Raw genomic sequence first — 17,577 nt, forward strand, 5'->3', positions numbered from 1 at the left:
GGAATATTTTATGCAAAAAACGGTAGAACGCCAACGATTGATGGTCGTTGTAGTAAATGGAATCATTATGGCTTTGTATTTGGCACTTACGATTTTAGTGGCACCAGTCTCTTCTGGACCTATTCAATTTCGTATTTCTGAAAGCTTGAATCACTTAGTAGTCTTCAACCGGAAATTACTTTGGGGCGTGTTAGGTGGCGTCATTGTCTATAACGCATTTTTTGGTTTTGGTATATTAGATGTGGTCTATGGTGGGGGACAAACCTTGATTTCATTGGGGTTGACTGCTTTGCTACAAAATAAAGTAAAGAATGTCAAAATAAGATTAGCATTAAATACGCTTTTCTTTACAATTAGTATGGGATTGATTGCGTACATGTTGGTACCAACTGGTGGACAAGCATTTTGGACAACTTACGGTACGCTAGCTTTGAGTGAGTTCATCATTATGGCTATTTCTGCACCATTGATGTATTACTTGGATCGTTCCCTAGACTTTGAAAAAAGAGTATAGCGATCAATAGGTAGATAGAGGAAAACCTGTTAATCAGTTAAAATATATTTATAAAAAGGGATAACAGTAGTTAAAAGAAATTCATCTTTAGCTACTGTTTTTATTTCTGAAAAATTAGCGGATTGAACCAACCGTTATTGATTCTATCCGCTAATCTTAGTATGTTTTTTTCTATCGTAAAGTCGTAAAGTCGTAAAGTTGACTGATCCTTTACACATTTATTCAGGGTTTTGTAAATTTTCGATTTCGATCACTTTGTAATTTTTCTTTTCAAGATGGTTCACGATCGTGTCGCAAACTTTTTGATCTGTATGTGCAGGTAACGTGATCAGTGTACGACGGATGTATTCTTCTTTTTCAATATCTAACGTGATGCAACTGGCGATACTACTATGTTTTGCGATGATTTTAGCGATCGTAGCTAAATCTCCTTGTTTTCCAGTAGAAGCAATCGTTAAAACATAGCTGCCTTGTTCTACGCTCCAAGATTGTGAAAGCATGTTTAGCAATGTACTGTGGGTCAAAATACCGTAGAAATGATTGTCATTGTCAAGAACAGCGATATAAGGCAACTCTTTGATCGTAAAAAATATTTTAAAGAATGAAGTATCTAAATAAATGAATTTTGTTGCATTTTTCAAGAGGTGGGTGACGGGTAAAGTCATATCTCCACCATTCGCTTTGTGACGATAAATGTGCATTTTGTAAATATTTCCACGGAAAATATTTCCTGAAGCATCTAAAATTGGCACACAACGATAACCAGAGGATTCTAGAATCGCTAAGGCTTCTTCCAAGGTACTAGTTTCTGTGACAGTTGTTAAATCTTTTTTCTTATATACGAGTGTTTTTAGTAGCATAAAGTTACCTCCATGTATCTCATTTTTACTTAATTTCAAATTAATCATATCATAATTAATTATAAAACAATAGGTTATTCAATCTCGAATTGACAGAAAATCTTTTCCATGATACTGTAAATGAGTATAATTTTGATTTTCAGTGAGGAGGTAGGAGCGGATGGCAAAGAAGAAAGCAGCATTAGCTTGTTCCGTTTGTGGTTCTAGAAACTATACCAAATCGGTTAGTGAAGGAAAAAGTGGCGAACGTTTGGAAATCAATAAATTTTGTAAATATTGTAATCAATACACATTACATAAAGAAACAAAATAGAGGACAGGAGGGCCCGCAATGAAATTCATTAAAAGTGTAAAAGATGAAATGAAACAAGTGACTTGGCCTAGTGGCAAACAATTACGCAAAGACACACTAGTTGTCATTGAAACATCAATTATCTTTGGTGTGATGTTTTTCGTAATGGACACAGCGATCCAAAGCTTATTTGCTTACTTACTAAAATAAGTCGCTAGTAAAAGCAAGGATATCGTGCTATAATCAACGTGAAGAAAAACTTCGGGAAACTGGGGTTTTTTTATTTTACAACGAAATGAGGAGCCTTTAATGGAATCTTTTGAAAAAAATTGGTATGTACTACATACATACTCTGGTTATGAAAACAAAGTAAAAGCAAATATCGAATCACGTGCGCAAAGTATGAAAATGGCTGACTTTATTTTTCGTGTAGTTGTTCCTGAAGAAACTGAGAAAGAAGTAAAGAACGGAAAAGAAAAAGAAATCGTTCATAAAACATTTCCTGGTTATGTCTTAGTAGAAATGATTATGACAGATGCTTCTTGGTATGTTGTACGTAATACACCTGGTGTAACAGGATTTGTAGGGTCACATGGTGCAGGTAGTAAGCCAGCTCCATTATTGCCAGAAGAAGTAAGTCACATCTTACGTTCAATCGGTATGAGTCTTCGTCAAACAGATCTAGAGATCGAAGTTGGCGAAGTAATCAAGATCATCGAAGGTGCTTTTGCAGGCTTAGAAGGTCAAGTAACTGAAGTAGATGAAGAAAAAGAAAAACTAAAAGTTAATATTGATATGTTTGGTCGTGAAACAAGTACTGAACTTGATTTTGAACAAGTAGATAAAATCGACTAAGTATTCAACTATCTGAGGATGGATTTTTAAATAGAAATCCATGCGACGATCAGATAGCATCACGACTAAAAGATTGAAACCGAGATTTGCAAAAATTGTTTAACCTATTTTTGCAATATTTCGGTTTATTTTTTCAAGTCGTTCACGAATAACCACTAATATAGGTTGGGAATTTGAGCCGATTTGTCAGTGGAAAATTGAGAATGCTAGTCAGAGAATCAATCAAATTAGAAAGGAGAAACAATGAAAAATTGGAGAAAGTCTGGAATCGTCGGCTTTTTATTGATGGTCAGTGTTCTTTTTATAAGTGGCTGTCAGACAAAAGAAACAAGTCAGTCGTCTGAAGCTGCTAAAACAGTTGAAACAACGCAAGCAACGAAAGAAAAGGAAACGCAATCGACTACCCCTACTTTGTTTTTCCATGGATATAGTGGGACAGTTAATTCATTCAAAGGAATGATCCAGCGCCTGGAATCATCAGAGAGTGGGAAAAAAGAATTAACATTGACGGTTGATGTCGATGGCAATGTACAGGCAGAAGGAGAACTTTCAAAAGAAGCAGATAATCCAATGATCCAAGTTCTATTTGTAGATAATAAAAATAATGAATGGAACCAAACAGAATGGATCAAAGACTGCTTAAGTTATTTGCAACAGACGTATGGAATCAATCAAGTGAATCTGGTAGGACATTCGATGGGGGGCGTCAGTGGTCTTCGGTATTTAGCTACTTATGGACAAGATCAAACGTTGCCTAAAGTGGATAAATTCGTGGCAATTGCCGCACCATTCAATGACTTTGAAGAAAATAATGGGCAAAGTATCAGCGATGAATTAGCTAATGGTCCAGCGATAGCTTCTAGTCGTTATCAAGACTACCAACGACTTATTGGCAATGTGCCAACCACTACACAAATCCTGCTGATTGCAGGACAAGTGAGTGAGACGGATTTAAGTGATGGGACGGTGCCATTAAGCAGCGCTTTAGCAGCGTATGCGTTATTGAAGCAACATGGAAATCAAGTGGAAGAAAAAGTGATCACAGGGGAGAACGTAACGCATAGTATGCTTCATGAGAATAAAGAAGTTGATGCCCTCACGCGCCAGTTTCTTTGGAACATGAAGTAGAGGGCATTAAAAAGTGTTTCATTCTGAGGAGAGATTAAGAAAAAGAAGGACGAAAATCGAAGATGAACGATTCAGAGCATCAATCAGTGTGAGATACGACGTAAAGGTGCAGCTAAGATGAAAATAGAGACTGGGACAAAAATTGTCTCAGTCTCTTCTACATATCTCTAAAAACGAATAAACACTTTTGTCTCAACCTCTAAAATATAGTTGTATTCATGGGGAGTAAAAGATCATAAAACCAAGTAATGGTTATCGATTCAATATATCTTCAGTCAAACGCTTTGCTGTTGGTGTAACCGCCAAACCACCTTCAGCCGTTTCTTTAAAGATGGCTGGCATCTGACGACCTACTTGATACATCGCTGCGACGACTTCATCTGGTGGGATGACACTTTCGATTCCTGCTAAGGCCATATCTGCCGAGATGAATGCCTGAGAAGAGCCGAGGGCGTTTCTTTTAACACAAGGGACTTCAACGAGGCCTGCGACAGGATCACAAATCAGACCCATCATGTTTTTCAGCGTAATTGCGATAGCTTGGGCTGCTTGATGGGGCGTGCCATTTTTTGCACAGACTAGGGCGGCAGCGGCCATTGCACTTGCTGAACCAACTTCTGCCTGGCATCCGCCTTCTGCACCACTGATGGAGGCGTTATTGGCAATGACTAATCCAAAGGCACCAGCGGTAAAAAGAAACTCAATCTGTTGTTCGTGGGTCAAAGACAATCGGTCACGGACAGCCATGAGGACACCAGGTACAACACCAGCGCTTCCTGCTGTAGGGGTGGCACAAATCAACCCCATTTTTGCATTTACTTCGTTGACAGCGATAGCGTTGCGGACTGCTGACAAAATGGTTTCACCACTTAAAAAGTCGGCTTCTTTTAAGTAACGAGCTAGTTTTTGGGCATCACCGCCAGTGATTCCAGTCACAGACGTTACACCTTCGTTTCCTTCAGCGATGGATTGTTCCATGACACTGAGGTTTTTTTCCATGATTGCAATGATTTGTTCTCGTGGACGACCACTCATATCCATTTCAACAGCAATCATTAATTCTGCGACACTAGGATAATTTTCTGCTTGGCGAACCAACTCTTCAATAGAGAAAAACATCTTTCTTCCTCCTTTAATCAAAATAATTAACGCTGTCGATCTTCGGTAATTGCGTTAGTTTACTTATAGTGTCATCTACTTGTGGATCATCTACTTCGATAATCATAATGGCATTTTCACCCTTTGATTCTCGTGTAACAGTCATTGTACCGATATTTGTATTTGTTTCTGAAAGGATATTCGTTACTTTAGCAATCATCCCAGGTACATCTTGATGAACGATGATAAAGGTCGGTGTTCCCATGCTTAATGAGATTTTGAAGCCGTTTAATTCCGAGATTTGGATATTTCCGCCACCAATCGAGATACCAGTGACTGAAAGTTTCCGTTTTCCTTTTTTCAACAATAGTTTAACGGAGTTAGGATGCTCTGCTTTTTCACCCTTAGGCACAAAGAGAACTTCCATTCCTGCTTCATAAGCTAACTGCAGTGAATCTGCCAGACGCTCATCATCTGGTTCCATGCCTAACAAACCACCAACTAAGGCGATGTCTGTTCCGTGTCCCCGATAGGTTTTTGCAAATGATTCATAAAGATAGATATCCACAGAATCTGGTTGTTCCCCAAAAATACTACGGACGATTTTGCCGATTCGAGCAGCTCCAGCAGTGTGAGAGCTGCTTGGACCGATCATGACTGGACCAATAATGTCAAAAACACTACGATATCTTAATTCTTTCATTTTTCCACCTCTTTAAAATAGATAAACACCCCAGCAAAAGTAAGTGAACTGTGTATAGCTCGCTTACTCGTTTCCTCATCATTTTTGAAACATAAACTACATTAGTTAAATTAAATAAATATTTCACAAGCGTGCATTAATCTAGGAAACGCATCAATGATAGCTATGAAAATATATCGAACAATATTTTTATATTTTTAAATAGAAGAAAGCAGAAATTTCTAAATTACTAATGAGTGAGCGGTAGTGATACCTTATGTATTTTCGCTTGTTTTCTTTTCAGCGTAAGTGTATCACAAAAGAAGGAAGATGAGGTGGACTTCCTGTTGATTTTTAGTTTTTTTTTAGAGGTTCAAGCAATAAATTAAACATTTATCAGAAAAAAATCTTGAAAAATAGAATATATTTGCTATACTGTATCAGTGTGCATTGTCATATGCATTATTTTGACTGATAATCGAAGGATTATGAGTGAAAACGTGGGAGGAGAAATATGCATCTCCAATTAACCACATCACGGACTTAAGGAGGTATGTCTCGTGGCAAAGAAAGTAGAAAAAATCGTTAAATTGCAAATTCCTGCAGGTAAAGCAACTCCAGCTCCACCAGTAGGTCCTGCACTAGGTCAAGCGGGTATCAATATCATGGGATTCACTAAAGAATTCAACGCTCGTACAGCTGATCAAGCAGGTCTAATCATTCCGGTTGTTATTTCTGTATACGAAGACCGTTCATTCACATTCGTTACAAAAACACCACCAGCTGCAGTATTATTGAAAAAAGCTGCAAAAATCGATAAAGGTTCAGGCGAACCAAACAAAACTAAAGTTGCTAAAGTTTCTAGCGATCAAGTAAAAGAAATCGCTGAATTAAAAATGGAAGACCTAAACGCAGCTGACATCGAAGCAGCTATGCGCATGGTTGAAGGAACTGCACGAAGCATGGGGATCACTGTAGAATAATCGCTACACCCTAAGAAAGTAGCTTCTCAGTTGGCTCTGTATTGAAAGATATAGAACACGTGGGAGGTACAACCGTTATAACCACAATCAAGGAGGAACCAAAATGGCTAAAAAGAGCAAAAAAATGCAAGACGCATTAAAAAAAGTTGATTCAAGTAAAGTTTATCCTGTTGCCGAGGCTGTAGCTTTAGCAAAAGAAACAAACATTGCAAAATTTGACGCGACTGTTGAAGTTGCATACCGTTTGAACGTAGACCCTAAAAAAGCAGACCAACAAATTCGTGGTGCTGTAGTATTACCAAACGGAACTGGTAAAACACAAACTGTTTTAGTTTTTGCTAAAGGAGACAAAGCAAAAGAAGCTGAAGCAGCTGGTGCAGATTTCGTTGGTGACGACGACATGGTTCAAAAAATCCAAAACGGATGGTTTGACTTTGACGTAGTTGTTGCTACACCTGATATGATGGCAACTGTTGGTCGTCTAGGACGTGTTTTAGGACCTAAAGGCTTAATGCCAAACCCTAAAACAGGTACTGTAACAATGGACGTAACAAAAGCTGTTAACGAAGTAAAAGCTGGTAAAGTTACTTACCGCGTAGACAAAGCTGGAAACATCCATGTACCAATCGGTAAAGTATCATTCGACAATGAAAAATTAGTTGAAAACTTTGCAACAATCCATGATGTATTAGTGAAAGCTAAACCATCAGCAGCTAAAGGTCAATACATGAAAAATATCACAGTTACAACAACATTTGGACCTGGTATCCATGTAGACCAAGCTTCTTTCTAATTCTTGAATTAGAACGTTGATTGATCCAACTGAAAAATAATTCTTGACTCAACTAGTTTAGCATGCTAAGCTAGTTGAGGTTAATAATTAACTTGTACCGAAGACAGTAGGTGGCGTAGCCTTAATTTCCTACCGAGGACGTTTATTGAATACTTTCAATAGTCCCTCTATGTCTACGGTGGCATAGAGTTTTTTTATTGTGAATCACTAAGAACGAAGTGAGTAGATGATGAACAATACTTGGCGAACAGAGTGAGCGAAGTTCCCTCTCAAGCGAAGCATGATGAATCACTAAGAACGAAGTGAGTAGATGATGAACAATACTTGGTCAATGATCAAGTGTAAAAACTCTTCCATCAAAATTCAGGAGGTGAAACTCAAAAATGAGTGAAGCAATTATCGCAAAAAAAGCAGCAATCGTTGATGAAGTGAGCGAAAAATTTACAGCAGCAGCTTCTGTAGTCGTAGTTGACTACCGTGGTTTAACTGTTGATGAAGTGACTCGTTTACGTAAACAACTTCGTGATGCAAACGTAGAAATGAAAGTTATCAAAAACTCAATCCTTTCACGTGCCGCTAAAAAAGCTGGATTAGAAGGCTTAGACGAAGTATTCACTGGACCTACAGCCGTTGCATTTAGTAACGAAGACGTTGTAGCACCAGCGAAAATCATGGACGAATTTGCTAAAGAAGCAAAAGCATTAGAAATCAAAGGCGGTATCATCGAAGGTAAAGTATCTTCATTGGAAGAAATCACAGCATTGGCAAAATTGCCAAACCGCGAAGGACTTCTATCTATGTTGCTATCTGTACTACAAGCGCCAGTCCGCAACGTGGCTTACGCTGTCAAAGCAGTGGCAGACAAAGAAGATGGAGATGCAGCTTAATAGCCGCATAGCATAAATAAAAATACGAACATCTAAAACGGAGGAAATTATAATGGCAATGAACATTGAAAACATTGTTGCTGAGTTAAAAGAAGCAACTATCCTAGAACTTAACGACTTAGTTAAAGCTATTGAAGAAGAATTTGGCGTATCTGCTGCTGCTCCTGTAGCTGCAGTTGCTGCTGGTGGCGCTGCTGCTGCTGAAGAACAAACAGAATTCACTGTAGAATTAACTGCAGCTGGAGACCAAAAAGTTAAAGTTATCAAAGCAGTTCGTGAAGCAACTGGCTTAGGCTTGAAAGAAGCTAAAGCTGTAGTTGACGGAGCTCCTGCACCAGTTAAAGAAGGCGTATCTAAAGAAGAAGCTGAAGAATTAAAAGCTAAACTTGAAGAAGTTGGCGCATCTGTAACTGTTAAATAATTTTATTTAATGATTCGAGTACCGCAATCCTGTTCACTTAGGATTGCGGTACTTTTTTTGGCTCTTTGTCAAATGATATTGCTATAGAGAAATCTTATAATAACTGGAACAGAAAGAAGAAAAGCTTCTTTCTGTTCTTTCTAATATCATATTCGGTGATTTCTGTATTATCGAAATATTTAAACGTGTTATGTTTGGTATTTTTGTATTGAATATATTTTTTCTCCAATAAATTTAGTTTGACTAGGATAAATAGAATTATTTAATTTTTTATTTTAAAGTAAAAAATGTTATTTTTTAGAGAAAATAATGTATAAATAATATATAAATAAAGATTTAAAGTTACAAAACATAACATCTTCTATTAAAAAACATAAATTATTTAACAAATTAAATAAAAATGTGTTTTAATGTAGTTAACATAGAAAGCGCTTCCTATGAAAAAAGGTTAAAATAACAGAATATAATATTGGAGGTAAGTTATATGAATATAAAAAAAATAGCGGTGTTATCTTCGGTAACTCTTATGTTAGTTGCAACTTCTGTCTCCCCAGTGCTAGGATTGAGTAGTACTGTATTTGCAGCTGAAATTGGAACAAAAGTTGATAAGATTAATGATTTACCAGAATCCAAGTTGTTTACTGATGCGGTTGCAAATAAAAATCCGAAATTTAGTGTAAATGTTTCTTATGATGGTGATACTAAAATCAGTCAGTTGTTAGATGAAAATTTAAATGCTGTAGCTACTGAAATTTCAAACCCTACCACTTCGGAAATTTTAGCCGTAAAAAGAACAGATAAAGAAGTAATTGTTGAAAAAACAATAAAAGGGTATGATGGCAACTATGTTGTAAACACAGAGCATTTTGCGTATGCTACAATTGATGAGAGTACAAATCCTATCAATATTAGTCCAAGATATTATTATACGCCTTGGAGATATACTAATATTGCGGTAGGAACAAATCTTTTTTCATTCCTTACTGATCTTTCAGTAGGAGCAGTAGTTGCATTTACAGCAAATGTTTTTGGTATTACTGCAAAAGCAGCTGATTTGTTACTAGGATATATGGGGGCAAAAGGATTAAGTACTGGAGAGGCTATTGCAGCAGCACTAGATACAAATGGGAACGGTTGGATTGGATTATACGTTCGGGAAATGTGGAATGATTCGCAGACTGTTTTTATTGGAACAGAATATAAAACAATGTAAGTAAGGTGTAATGATGAAAAAGTTCGATTCCAGATATATAATAGGTGTATTTCTTGTATTGTTTATTTTAATAGGAAGTGTAGAATTCATTTTGAAAGGGCATCACTCATTTACTCTCAATGAAATTTATTTTAGAGTACCTATTGTTGTTGTCGGTATGGTTGAGATGCTGCCAAATGAGAAAGGTTGGGGAACGTTTCGTGTGCTTTTTCTCGTTTTTTTGAGTGATTATTTATTAAAAAAAATATTCGATCATTTTGGGTTAGAAGAAATAACACTTACATTTATACCCTATCTAATTATCTTAGGAATCCTTTTGGTTATTTTCTTTGCCAGATTAACGATAAAAAAAGACTTTTTCGAACATATAAAAAAGGAAAATAAATGAACAGAAGAGGCTGTGACAGAAGTGTCTAGCTCTGAGAAATAAGCCGGAGAATCCAAAAATAGCATCCCCTATTTTTGGTGTTCTTCGGCTTATTTTCTGATAGAATTTGGAATACCGCGAAAATGAAGTTGTGAAAGCATCGGGTAGCTCCAATGACAATAAGAAAGAATTTTTTGAAACAGCTGCCCATGTTTTGAGATTTTTTGACTTATCGCCTAAGGTCAGCTCTTTGAATACCGTTTACCCGTTTTTAAAGTGATTCCCCAGACTCTTTTTCTCATACTTCTGAATAATTACCAATGTGATAAAAAGCGTAAAATGAATAAAAAAGACTCATAGTTATTTTTGTGATACTCTAATAGAAGATGGATTATTTTAGGCAGGTGGAAAAATGAAAACAAAAAAACTACGTGTTTTCTTAATCATTATTGGACTCCTTTTGATTCTATTTATTGGTTATCGTTTATATTTGGAGTATCAGACGGATATCCAAATGTTTTTGGATCCCAAGACCAGTCGACAAGCATTACTGGATCAGATTCGATCACATGGCTTTCGGACAGCGCTCTTTTTGATATTACTGATCAGCGTGATGTGTGCTGTTCCAGGTATCCCTACTTCTGTCATCGGTGTATTGGTAGGTTTAAGCTATGGTCCGTTGCTAGGAACTTTAATCAATGTCTCTGGTAATGCTTTTGGGAATATGTTATCGATTTTTTTAATGCAACATTTAAAGCTGTTTGATCATTCAAAAAAATCCAATCGCTGGGTAACAGCGATCCGCAATATGAAACATCCCAAAATTGGCGTAATGGTGGGGTACATGGTTCCTGTGATCCCTTCTTCCGTTATCAACTTTGCAGCGATGACGTTAAATCTACAAATTCGTGACATCATTTTATCAATCGTGATTGGCGTGATTCCTTCCTCAATTCTTTATGCTTGTGGAGGCGAAGCGTTATTTCATGGCTATAGTAAGACGGCTTTGTTGTTAGTAGCTAGTGTCCTTATTTTGACACTTCTAGTGGTAATTATTTACAAGGATCGTAGAAAACGACATGTAAAATAATTGATATTATCAATGATTAAAAGAAATATCCCTTTGATTTCGTTCTATACTTTTAAGATTCATTTTTATTTTAATTTCACGATAACTTATGTTTCATAAAGTAGTAAAACACTGAACTTTCCTATTCCCAATTTTTCTAAGAAGTTGTAAACTAATAAAGGAAATGAGGGAAATAAATGGATAAAAATGAAAAAACGACGTTAACTTCTTCACTGATTTTGCTCTTATCAATTACTTGTGGCGTGGTAGTAGCGAATATGTATTATATCCAACCGATTGGTACGAAAGTGGCAGCCAGTTTATCGGTTAGCACAAGTGCAATTGGTATTTTGACGATGTTGACTCAACTTGGTTATGCGTTAGGTTTGTTGTTTTTGGTGCCATTAGGGGATGTAGTCGATCGTCCGAAGCTGATTATCCGAATGGCTGCACTCTCTGCGATTTCATTATTAGCGGCCTTTTTTGCACCGTCATTTACATTATTTGCGTGTGCTTCTTTTTTGATCGGCTTATTATCGATCGTGCCCCAAATCATTATTCCCTATGGAGCAGTATTGGCAGGGCCCAAGGCTAGGGGAAAAGTGATGGGGACCTTGTTAAGCGGTTTATTAGTGGGGATCTTACTTTCACGGACGGTTTCGGGCATTGTAGCAAGCCTCTTTTCTTGGCGGATGATTTATCTTTTTGCTTTAGTGTTAGTGGCTATCTTGACCGGATTATTGTATTGGAAAATGCCAAGAACGCAAATAAAAACAACTTCATCTGTATCGTATCTTGATTCCTTAAAAAGTTTACCTTATTTAGTGAAAACACAACGCTTATTGAGAGAAGCGTCTATTAGTGGCTTTTTTATGTTTGGAACTTTTTCGATTTTTTGGTCAACATTGATTTTTTATATCAGTAGTCCGGTGTACCATTGGGGAACATTTGAAGCAGGAATTTTGGCGATTTTTGGGCTATCAGGAGCAGTAGCTGCACCAATTGTTGGGCGGTTGTCTGATTCTTATTCCGAGAGAAAGATTGTCGGAATGGGACTTGCGATGCAAACGCTCAGTTTTGTTGCTTTATTAGTTGCAGGGAGTCATTTAGTCGTTTTGTTAGTGGCAATTATTCTGTTAGATGTCGGGAATCAATTTGGGCAAGTGGCAAATCAGACACGAGTACAAGGACTAGGCGAAGCAGCAAGTAATCGGAATAATACAGTATTTATGTTTATGTATTTTATTGGTGGTGCTACGGGTTCATTACTAGGCACAACGATGTGGCAACAATTTGGTTGGCTCGGTGTGACACTTACTGGTTTAGCCTTTCAATTATGTGCCTATATTTGTCAATACATCATTTTTCAAAAGCGGTCATGATAGAAGTGTCCAACTTGTAAAGTAAGCTGAAGGATTCGAAAGTCGTTTTTCGATTCCTTCGCTTACTTTTTTAATATACTTCTATCCTATTTTATTTGGGAGTTTCTATAACTGATTTCGTGATCAACCGCAGTTATTAGAAAATTTCGTGCAACTTCCAACGAAAAAATAATATGGATACGTTCAATAGTATAAAATCACTTTGTTTAGTACCAGTTATATTATGAAAGATCCAAAAAAATATTCAGTAGACTACTTAGAAATTTTTATATTTAATTTGTATAACATTTTCATATGAAAATGAGTTGTTTCCATAAAAATCTATTCACTTGAAAGATATGTTTTGATAATTTCGTTAAACTGAGTTTAACTTAATTTAGCAAAAGGATTGGAGATGAAAGATATGGAAACAGTAGCAAGAAAAATAGGTAATTCTGTGGGAACAATTTTCCCGAAGGATATATCTCCAAAAGTGGGAGAAATATTTACTATTTTGAAAGTAGGAGAAGCGTATATATTGAAACCTAAGAAAGAAGATATTTTTAAAAACGAAAAGGCTTGGGAAGGTTTTAGAGAATCGATTACAGCCGAAGAATCCGAATGGGAGAGCATGAAACTTGAAGGCGAGGAATACTAGAGGAAATATCCAAAACAAAAGGATATTATTTGGATCGACTTTGACCCTTCTAAAGGTAAAGAGATAAGAAAGCGTAGACCTGCGTTAGTAGTTAGTAGAGACGAGTTTAATGAGCGTACAGGTTTTTGCTTAGTTTGTCCTATCACTTCTACAAAGAGGAACTTTGCAACATATATTGAAATAAAAGACTCGCAGAAAATAGTGGGTGAAGTAGCTACACACCAATTAAGATCGGTTGATTACACCACAAGAAATATTGAAAAAATTGAACAATGCGATTTGTTGACGTGGATTGAAGTGGTGGAAGTGATAGGGATGTTTATTTAGTAGGAGATAACGGGCAAAGTAGTAATTTCCATTTTAGAGAAAGTTAGATTACTCACCGCTTTTACGACGTTGGTTTTGCTAATAATTGACCATGTAGAAAAAAGTAACCATCTTCGAACTTTGGCGAATGAAGATACAATAGACACTTAATAAGACTACCGTTTTTTTTATGGTTCTAAATTGGGGCGATATTTACCTGAACACTTAAGAAAAAAGAAAAGATTGTAAAAAACGATGAGCGAAACAGCAACAGCCTCCACCTACACAACGGTGCTTGTGAAGGGGAGACAGGCTGGTGTTAAAGGCTGTACATAATCTATTTTTAGAGAATTTAGTCAATTTTATCCCTCGATTTCAATGACTCGATCGACTAAATCTTGGTAAAATTCTTGTTCATGAGAGACGATGATCACCGTCCCAGGAAAATGCTTGATACCGGTTTGTAAGCTATCTTTTGTTTCATGATCGATATGATTCGTTGGTTCATCAAGAATTAATAAGTTTCCTTGGTTCATCGTGAGTTGTGCCAATTTTACTTTGGTTTGTTCACCACCGCTAAGAGTAGAAAGTGGTTCACTAGCTAGTTGATTGACTAAACCAGATTTGGCTAGTTGTCTTCTTAATTCTTTGACGGTTGCTTTAGGAAACTGTGCGCCTAGATATTGTAAGGGTGTTTCTAAAGGTTTTTCCCAAATGAGATCTTGTGAAAAATAATTGATCGCTGTGTTGTCGGGAAAGTGATATTCGCCGGCTAGTTGTTCGATTTCGCCAATCAAGGTTTTCAAAAGTGTGGATTTACCAATACCGTTAAATCCACGAATCGCCACTTTTTCACCAAAGCGGATGGTTAGGTTGATCGGCGAAAGTAAAGGTCGGTCATACCCAATGACTAAATCGGTTGTTTCGACAGCCAATGTCGTTACGATCGGAGAATAAGGAAAATCAAAGATTGGCTTAGCTGTTGAGGCAGGCGGAGTCAATCGCTCAATTTTATCTAATTGTTTTTGGCGACTTTTTGCCATGGTAGAGCGAGAACCAGCTTTATATTTTCGGATATAAGCTTCGGTTTTTTCGATGTGCTTTTGTTGGGCATGGAATTGGCGTAGATAACTTTCACGGTTTTGTTCTTTTTGTCGTAATGCTTGTTTTAAATGACCCGTATATTTGGTGATTTTACCAAATTCTATGTCAGCGATATGGGTTGTGATTTTATCTAAAAATTCCTGGTCATGAGAAATCACGATATAAGCGCCCTCGAATGATTGTAAAAATTGAGTAAGCCATTGGATATGTTGGTCATCTAAGTGATTGGTTGGTTCATCTAAGATCAGAACATCGGGATTTTCTAAGAGTAATTTTGCCAAAATCACTTTGGAACGTTGACCACCACTCAGTTTTTTTAGAGGAGTGGACAATCCTAAAACATCAATGCCTAGACCACTACTCATCTCAGCGACTAAGGTATCAATTTGATAGAATACTCCTTGGTCTAATTCTGTTTGAAGTTTTCCCGCTTTTTCGAGTAACGCCTCTTCCATTGTTTCACTGTATTCTTGATAAAGTTGGGTAATCAATGCTTCTTTTTTAAATTCATCAGAGTAGGCTGTTTTTAAAAATTCTTCAATGGTTAATGTTTCATCCACCGCTACATATTGATCTAAATAGCCTCTATGGATATTTTTTTGCCAATGGACTTGTCCATCATCTGGTAGAATTTCTCCTGTGATGATCTTGATCAACGTACTTTTGCCAGCTCCATTTTGTCCGATCAATCCTAGATGTTCTCCAGCATTGACTTGGAGTTGTACATTTTCATATAAGATTTTATCTCCAAATTGTTGCGTGATATTTGTTAATGTTAAAAGACTCATGTTCTGTTCCTTTCTAATAATGTTATGCATGTTAAGAAGACTAATAGAAGAAAGCAAAACAAATAAAAAAGCTGATCTGAAGTTGTTCAACATACTATGGGATCATTCGACATGATCGAACGAATCTAGGAGAACATGTCAGTTAAAATTTTTAAATAAGTTGCTCGTCTTTTAGAAAATCGTTTCTCAGTTAATGAGAAGTAGCGATTGTTTTCTAAATTTCTTGGTCTTTAATGTTTTAATTATAAAAAACGTGTACTAAAAGTATCAGTTTAAAGGACATGCGATAGGTTATCTTATGCAACCTAACATGTAAGGGACAAGATTGTCAAGAAAACGAAAATCGTCGGTTTTGGTCTATACTAATATTGTAAAAAAAGACAAGTCGTGCTATAATTGGGCTATACCAAAAACAAAGGAGTAGTCGTTATGGAAATCATTCGAGTGAAAAATGCTGAAGAGGGCGGAAAAAAAGCTTTTGAAATTATTAAAAAAGGCATGGAAAATGGGGCAAAAGTATTAGGTCTTGCAACAGGTAGTACGCCAATTACTTTATACAAAGAAATGACTTCAAGCGATCTGAATTTCAGTGACATGACTTCTGTAAACTTAGACGAGTACGTTGGACTAGGCGGTTCAGATGATCAAAGTTACCGTCATTTTATGAATAGCCAATTGTTTGATAAAAAACCATTTAAAGAATCATATGTACCAGATGGAAAAGCTGCTGATCTTGAAGCGGCTTGTCAAGAATACGATGAAATCCTTGAACAACATCCAATCGATATCCAAATTCTAGGAATTGGTCAAAATGGACATATCGGATTTAATGAACCTGGTGCACCATTTGATGGCACAACTTCAGTAGTGGACTTAACAGAATCAACAATCAATGCGAATAAACGATTCTTTGAAAAGGCAGAAGATGTTCCAACAAAAGCTGTCTCAATGGGGATTGGTTCGATCTTAAAAGGAAAAGAGATTGTCTTACTTGCTTATGGTGAAAACAAAGCAGATGCAATCAAAGGAATGATTCAAGGACCAATGACCACTGATTTGCCAGCAAGTGCTTTACAAGAACACGACAACGTGATCGTGATTATTGATGATGCAGCAGGAAGCAAACTATAAGAATAAATAAAAATTTTGGGGGGCTGCTCGTTTTCAGCTCCCTTTTTTGATCGAATAAGATTTTTAATCTGTCGCACAAAGCAATGGGATGATTTGCTTTGTTTGAAGTTGCGAAACATGCTATATTGGTTTGGAGGGGATTTATATGGATGAGATGATCTTATCGGTCCCAGAAATCATCTTACGACTAGGGATTGCATTGATCTTTGGCGGGGCGATTGGATTTGAACGGCAATATAAAAATCGTCCAGCAGGGATGCGGACGCATATTTTAGTATGTATGGGTGCTTGTATCATTGCGTTGATCCAAGTGGAAATTGCAAGTAAAGCGTTACGTGATGCGTTAGAATACCCAGAACTAGTTGGTACGATTCGCTCAGATGAAGCACGATTGATCGCACAAGTCGTTAGTGGCGTTGGGTTTTTAGGAGCTGGCACGATCATTGTGACGAAACAATCAGTCACTGGACTAACGACAGCTGCTTCCCTATGGGCGATTGCTGGACTAGGAATCGCCATTGGTATGGGATTTTATTGGATTGCGATCATTAGTTTTATCGGGATCGTGATTGCATTAACGGTTGTCAAAAAAATTATCCACGTACCAACGACCAAAAAACTAGAAATCCAATATATTCATCGGAAAGAAACCAAAGATTTCTTGACCGAGTATTTTGAACAACGAGGAATTATCATTGAAGACGTAAATTTTGACGTGGATTTCGTGGAGGATTATCGGGTATATAAAAATATTTATACAATTGACTTACCAAAGGACATGACTTATGCAGATGTCATTGAAGAGTTATCTGTCCATAAAAATATCATGAAGCTTCATTTAGTTAGTGTGGCACAATGAAACAATTCCTTTCAGTTGGTAATATAAGGCTTTTCACACATTGGTTTTATGAAGAGTCGGTTACAAAAGAAAAAACGCTCACTCGCTAAGAGAGTATTTCCTATTTTAGCCAATGAGCGTTTTTTGGTGTCTTTTTTTGATTTATTTGCATTTGTTTAGATAATGATTTCAGTCATTAAGCTTAGAAGTTTTTTAAATTTGAAAATTA

Annotated in this window: 21 protein-coding genes and 1 other annotated feature; of the genes, 17 read left to right on the forward strand and 4 right to left on the reverse strand. The window is 36.7% G+C overall.

Translation table 11 applies throughout. The features are described from left to right. Positions 1 to 10 precede the first annotated feature (10 nt). On the forward strand, positions 11 to 514 hold the full coding sequence (locus AB3H90_RS02900) for a QueT transporter family protein (protein ID WP_010720160.1): 504 nt from the start codon (positions 11 to 13) through the stop codon (positions 512 to 514). A 218-nt stretch (positions 515 to 732) separates the two neighbouring features. On the opposite strand, the gene cbpA is transcribed toward AB3H90_RS02900, so the two are convergent. After that, on the reverse strand, positions 733 to 1,374 hold the full coding sequence (cbpA, locus tag AB3H90_RS02905; RefSeq protein ID WP_010738510.1) for a cyclic di-AMP binding protein CbpA: 642 nt from the start codon (positions 1,372 to 1,374) through the stop codon (positions 733 to 735). A gap of 160 nt (positions 1,375 to 1,534) precedes the next feature. Here cbpA and rpmG point away from each other — a divergent pair, with 160 nt between their 5' ends. The 4 genes from rpmG (at position 1,535) to AB3H90_RS02925 (ending at position 3,649) form a co-directional block, all read left to right on the forward strand. Continuing rightward, positions 1,535 to 1,687, forward strand: coding sequence for a 50S ribosomal protein L33 (rpmG, locus tag AB3H90_RS02910; RefSeq protein ID WP_002294578.1), 153 nt, complete (start codon positions 1,535 to 1,537; stop codon positions 1,685 to 1,687). A gap of 18 nt (positions 1,688 to 1,705) precedes the next feature. Further along, complete coding sequence (gene secE / locus AB3H90_RS02915) at positions 1,706 to 1,876, forward strand: preprotein translocase subunit SecE (protein ID WP_010720158.1); 171 nt, start codon at positions 1,706 to 1,708, stop codon at positions 1,874 to 1,876. Positions 1,877 to 1,975: 99 nt separating this feature from the next. Further along, the gene (gene nusG, locus AB3H90_RS02920) at positions 1,976 to 2,521 is read left to right on the forward strand and encodes a transcription termination/antitermination protein NusG (RefSeq protein WP_010720157.1); all 546 of its coding nucleotides are present in this window, start codon (positions 1,976 to 1,978) and stop codon (positions 2,519 to 2,521) included. Between the two features lie 243 nt (positions 2,522 to 2,764). Continuing rightward, positions 2,765 to 3,649, forward strand: a complete 885-nt coding sequence (locus tag AB3H90_RS02925; protein WP_368016149.1) for an alpha/beta fold hydrolase — start codon at positions 2,765 to 2,767, stop codon at positions 3,647 to 3,649. Between the two features lie 252 nt (positions 3,650 to 3,901). Here the strand turns inward: AB3H90_RS02925 and sdaAA are convergent, their stop codons facing one another. Next, positions 3,902 to 4,768 (reverse strand): L-serine ammonia-lyase, iron-sulfur-dependent, subunit alpha, encoded by an 867-nt coding sequence (sdaAA, locus tag AB3H90_RS02930; RefSeq protein ID WP_010738508.1) that lies wholly within the window; start codon positions 4,766 to 4,768, stop codon positions 3,902 to 3,904. 13 nt (positions 4,769 to 4,781) lie between these two features. Then, complete coding sequence (sdaAB, locus tag AB3H90_RS02935) at positions 4,782 to 5,450, reverse strand: L-serine ammonia-lyase, iron-sulfur-dependent subunit beta (protein ID WP_010720152.1); 669 nt, start codon at positions 5,448 to 5,450, stop codon at positions 4,782 to 4,784. Between the two features lie 539 nt (positions 5,451 to 5,989). Here sdaAB and rplK point away from each other — a divergent pair. The 10 genes from rplK to AB3H90_RS02985 all read left to right on the forward strand — a co-directional run bounded on the left by rplK (position 5,990) and on the right by AB3H90_RS02985 (position 13,508). Further along, positions 5,990 to 6,412 carry a 50S ribosomal protein L11 gene (gene rplK / locus AB3H90_RS02940; RefSeq protein ID WP_010720151.1) on the forward strand — a complete coding sequence of 141 codons (423 nt, stop codon included), beginning with the start codon at positions 5,990 to 5,992 and terminating at the stop codon, positions 6,410 to 6,412. A gap of 103 nt (positions 6,413 to 6,515) precedes the next feature. Continuing rightward, positions 6,516 to 7,205: a 50S ribosomal protein L1 gene (gene rplA, locus AB3H90_RS02945; RefSeq protein WP_010720150.1), complete on the forward strand. Its 690-nt coding sequence runs from the start codon at positions 6,516 to 6,518 to the stop codon at positions 7,203 to 7,205. A 79-nt stretch (positions 7,206 to 7,284) separates the two neighbouring features. Beyond that, positions 7,285 to 7,410: a sequence feature (ribosomal protein L10 leader region), on the forward strand. 178 nt (positions 7,411 to 7,588) lie between these two features. Further along, positions 7,589 to 8,092 (forward strand): 50S ribosomal protein L10, encoded by a 504-nt coding sequence (gene rplJ / locus AB3H90_RS02950; RefSeq protein WP_010720149.1) that lies wholly within the window; start codon positions 7,589 to 7,591, stop codon positions 8,090 to 8,092. Between the two features lie 52 nt (positions 8,093 to 8,144). After that, positions 8,145 to 8,513, forward strand: coding sequence for a 50S ribosomal protein L7/L12 (rplL, locus tag AB3H90_RS02955; RefSeq protein WP_010720148.1), 369 nt, complete (start codon positions 8,145 to 8,147; stop codon positions 8,511 to 8,513). Between the two features lie 484 nt (positions 8,514 to 8,997). After that, positions 8,998 to 9,726, forward strand: coding sequence for a hypothetical protein (locus tag AB3H90_RS02960; RefSeq protein WP_368016150.1), 729 nt, complete (start codon positions 8,998 to 9,000; stop codon positions 9,724 to 9,726). 13 nt (positions 9,727 to 9,739) lie between these two features. After that, a complete protein-coding gene (locus AB3H90_RS02965; protein WP_088745407.1) occupies positions 9,740 to 10,114 on the forward strand; it encodes a hypothetical protein in 375 nt (124 codons plus the stop codon). Between the two features lie 391 nt (positions 10,115 to 10,505). Then, positions 10,506 to 11,183, forward strand: coding sequence for a TVP38/TMEM64 family protein (locus AB3H90_RS02970; RefSeq protein WP_010720092.1), 678 nt, complete (start codon positions 10,506 to 10,508; stop codon positions 11,181 to 11,183). Between the two features lie 176 nt (positions 11,184 to 11,359). Continuing rightward, positions 11,360 to 12,544 carry an MFS transporter gene (locus AB3H90_RS02975; protein WP_053765777.1) on the forward strand — a complete coding sequence of 395 codons (1,185 nt, stop codon included), beginning with the start codon at positions 11,360 to 11,362 and terminating at the stop codon, positions 12,542 to 12,544. Positions 12,545 to 12,947: 403 nt separating this feature from the next. Next, entirely contained in the window at positions 12,948 to 13,181 is a 234-nt protein-coding gene (locus AB3H90_RS02980) for an antitoxin MazE (RefSeq protein ID WP_081127694.1), read from the forward strand. Between the two features lie 24 nt (positions 13,182 to 13,205). Beyond that, a complete protein-coding gene (locus tag AB3H90_RS02985; protein WP_368016306.1) occupies positions 13,206 to 13,508 on the forward strand; it encodes a type II toxin-antitoxin system PemK/MazF family toxin in 303 nt (100 codons plus the stop codon). Positions 13,509 to 13,849: 341 nt separating this feature from the next. Here the strand turns inward: AB3H90_RS02985 and AB3H90_RS02990 are convergent, their stop codons facing one another. Further along, entirely contained in the window at positions 13,850 to 15,379 is a 1,530-nt protein-coding gene (locus AB3H90_RS02990) for an ABC-F family ATP-binding cassette domain-containing protein (RefSeq protein WP_053765776.1), read from the reverse strand. Positions 15,380 to 15,808: 429 nt separating this feature from the next. Here AB3H90_RS02990 and AB3H90_RS02995 point away from each other — a divergent pair, with 429 nt between their 5' ends. Both AB3H90_RS02995 and AB3H90_RS03000 read left to right on the forward strand, forming a co-directional pair. Continuing rightward, entirely contained in the window at positions 15,809 to 16,510 is a 702-nt protein-coding gene (locus AB3H90_RS02995) for a glucosamine-6-phosphate deaminase (protein WP_094940219.1), read from the forward strand. 145 nt (positions 16,511 to 16,655) lie between these two features. Further along, complete coding sequence (locus AB3H90_RS03000) at positions 16,656 to 17,369, forward strand: MgtC/SapB family protein (protein WP_010720086.1); 714 nt, start codon at positions 16,656 to 16,658, stop codon at positions 17,367 to 17,369. The last annotated feature ends 208 nt before the right edge of the window (positions 17,370 to 17,577 follow it).

The sequence above is a fragment of the Enterococcus sp. C63 genome, assembly GCF_040887215.1.
Taxonomy (GTDB): Bacteria; Bacillota; Bacilli; order Lactobacillales; family Enterococcaceae; genus Enterococcus_B; species Enterococcus_B hirae.

What these genes read in the sequence shown, in the direction of transcription:
- AB3H90_RS02900 (WP_010720160.1), top strand. Translation starts at nt 11, where the DNA reads ATGCAAAAAACGGTAGAACGCCAACGATTGATGGTCGTTGTAGTAAAT.
- cbpA (WP_010738510.1), bottom strand. Translation starts at nt 1,374, where the DNA reads ATGCTACTAAAAACACTCGTATATAAGAAAAAAGATTTAACAACTGTC.
- rpmG (WP_002294578.1), top strand. Translation starts at nt 1,535, where the DNA reads ATGGCAAAGAAGAAAGCAGCATTAGCTTGTTCCGTTTGTGGTTCTAGA.
- secE (WP_010720158.1), top strand. Translation starts at nt 1,706, where the DNA reads ATGAAATTCATTAAAAGTGTAAAAGATGAAATGAAACAAGTGACTTGG.
- nusG (WP_010720157.1), top strand. Translation starts at nt 1,976, where the DNA reads ATGGAATCTTTTGAAAAAAATTGGTATGTACTACATACATACTCTGGT.
- AB3H90_RS02925 (WP_368016149.1), top strand. Translation starts at nt 2,765, where the DNA reads ATGAAAAATTGGAGAAAGTCTGGAATCGTCGGCTTTTTATTGATGGTC.
- sdaAA (WP_010738508.1), bottom strand. Translation starts at nt 4,768, where the DNA reads ATGTTTTTCTCTATTGAAGAGTTGGTTCGCCAAGCAGAAAATTATCCT.
- sdaAB (WP_010720152.1), bottom strand. Translation starts at nt 5,450, where the DNA reads ATGAAAGAATTAAGATATCGTAGTGTTTTTGACATTATTGGTCCAGTC.
- rplA (WP_010720150.1), top strand. Translation starts at nt 6,516, where the DNA reads ATGGCTAAAAAGAGCAAAAAAATGCAAGACGCATTAAAAAAAGTTGAT.
- rplJ (WP_010720149.1), top strand. Translation starts at nt 7,589, where the DNA reads ATGAGTGAAGCAATTATCGCAAAAAAAGCAGCAATCGTTGATGAAGTG.
- rplL (WP_010720148.1), top strand. Translation starts at nt 8,145, where the DNA reads ATGGCAATGAACATTGAAAACATTGTTGCTGAGTTAAAAGAAGCAACT.
- AB3H90_RS02960 (WP_368016150.1), top strand. Translation starts at nt 8,998, where the DNA reads ATGAATATAAAAAAAATAGCGGTGTTATCTTCGGTAACTCTTATGTTA.
- AB3H90_RS02965 (WP_088745407.1), top strand. Translation starts at nt 9,740, where the DNA reads ATGAAAAAGTTCGATTCCAGATATATAATAGGTGTATTTCTTGTATTG.
- AB3H90_RS02970 (WP_010720092.1), top strand. Translation starts at nt 10,506, where the DNA reads ATGAAAACAAAAAAACTACGTGTTTTCTTAATCATTATTGGACTCCTT.
- AB3H90_RS02975 (WP_053765777.1), top strand. Translation starts at nt 11,360, where the DNA reads ATGGATAAAAATGAAAAAACGACGTTAACTTCTTCACTGATTTTGCTC.
- AB3H90_RS02980 (WP_081127694.1), top strand. Translation starts at nt 12,948, where the DNA reads ATGGAAACAGTAGCAAGAAAAATAGGTAATTCTGTGGGAACAATTTTC.
- AB3H90_RS02990 (WP_053765776.1), bottom strand. Translation starts at nt 15,379, where the DNA reads ATGAGTCTTTTAACATTAACAAATATCACGCAACAATTTGGAGATAAA.
- AB3H90_RS02995 (WP_094940219.1), top strand. Translation starts at nt 15,809, where the DNA reads ATGGAAATCATTCGAGTGAAAAATGCTGAAGAGGGCGGAAAAAAAGCT.
- AB3H90_RS03000 (WP_010720086.1), top strand. Translation starts at nt 16,656, where the DNA reads ATGGATGAGATGATCTTATCGGTCCCAGAAATCATCTTACGACTAGGG.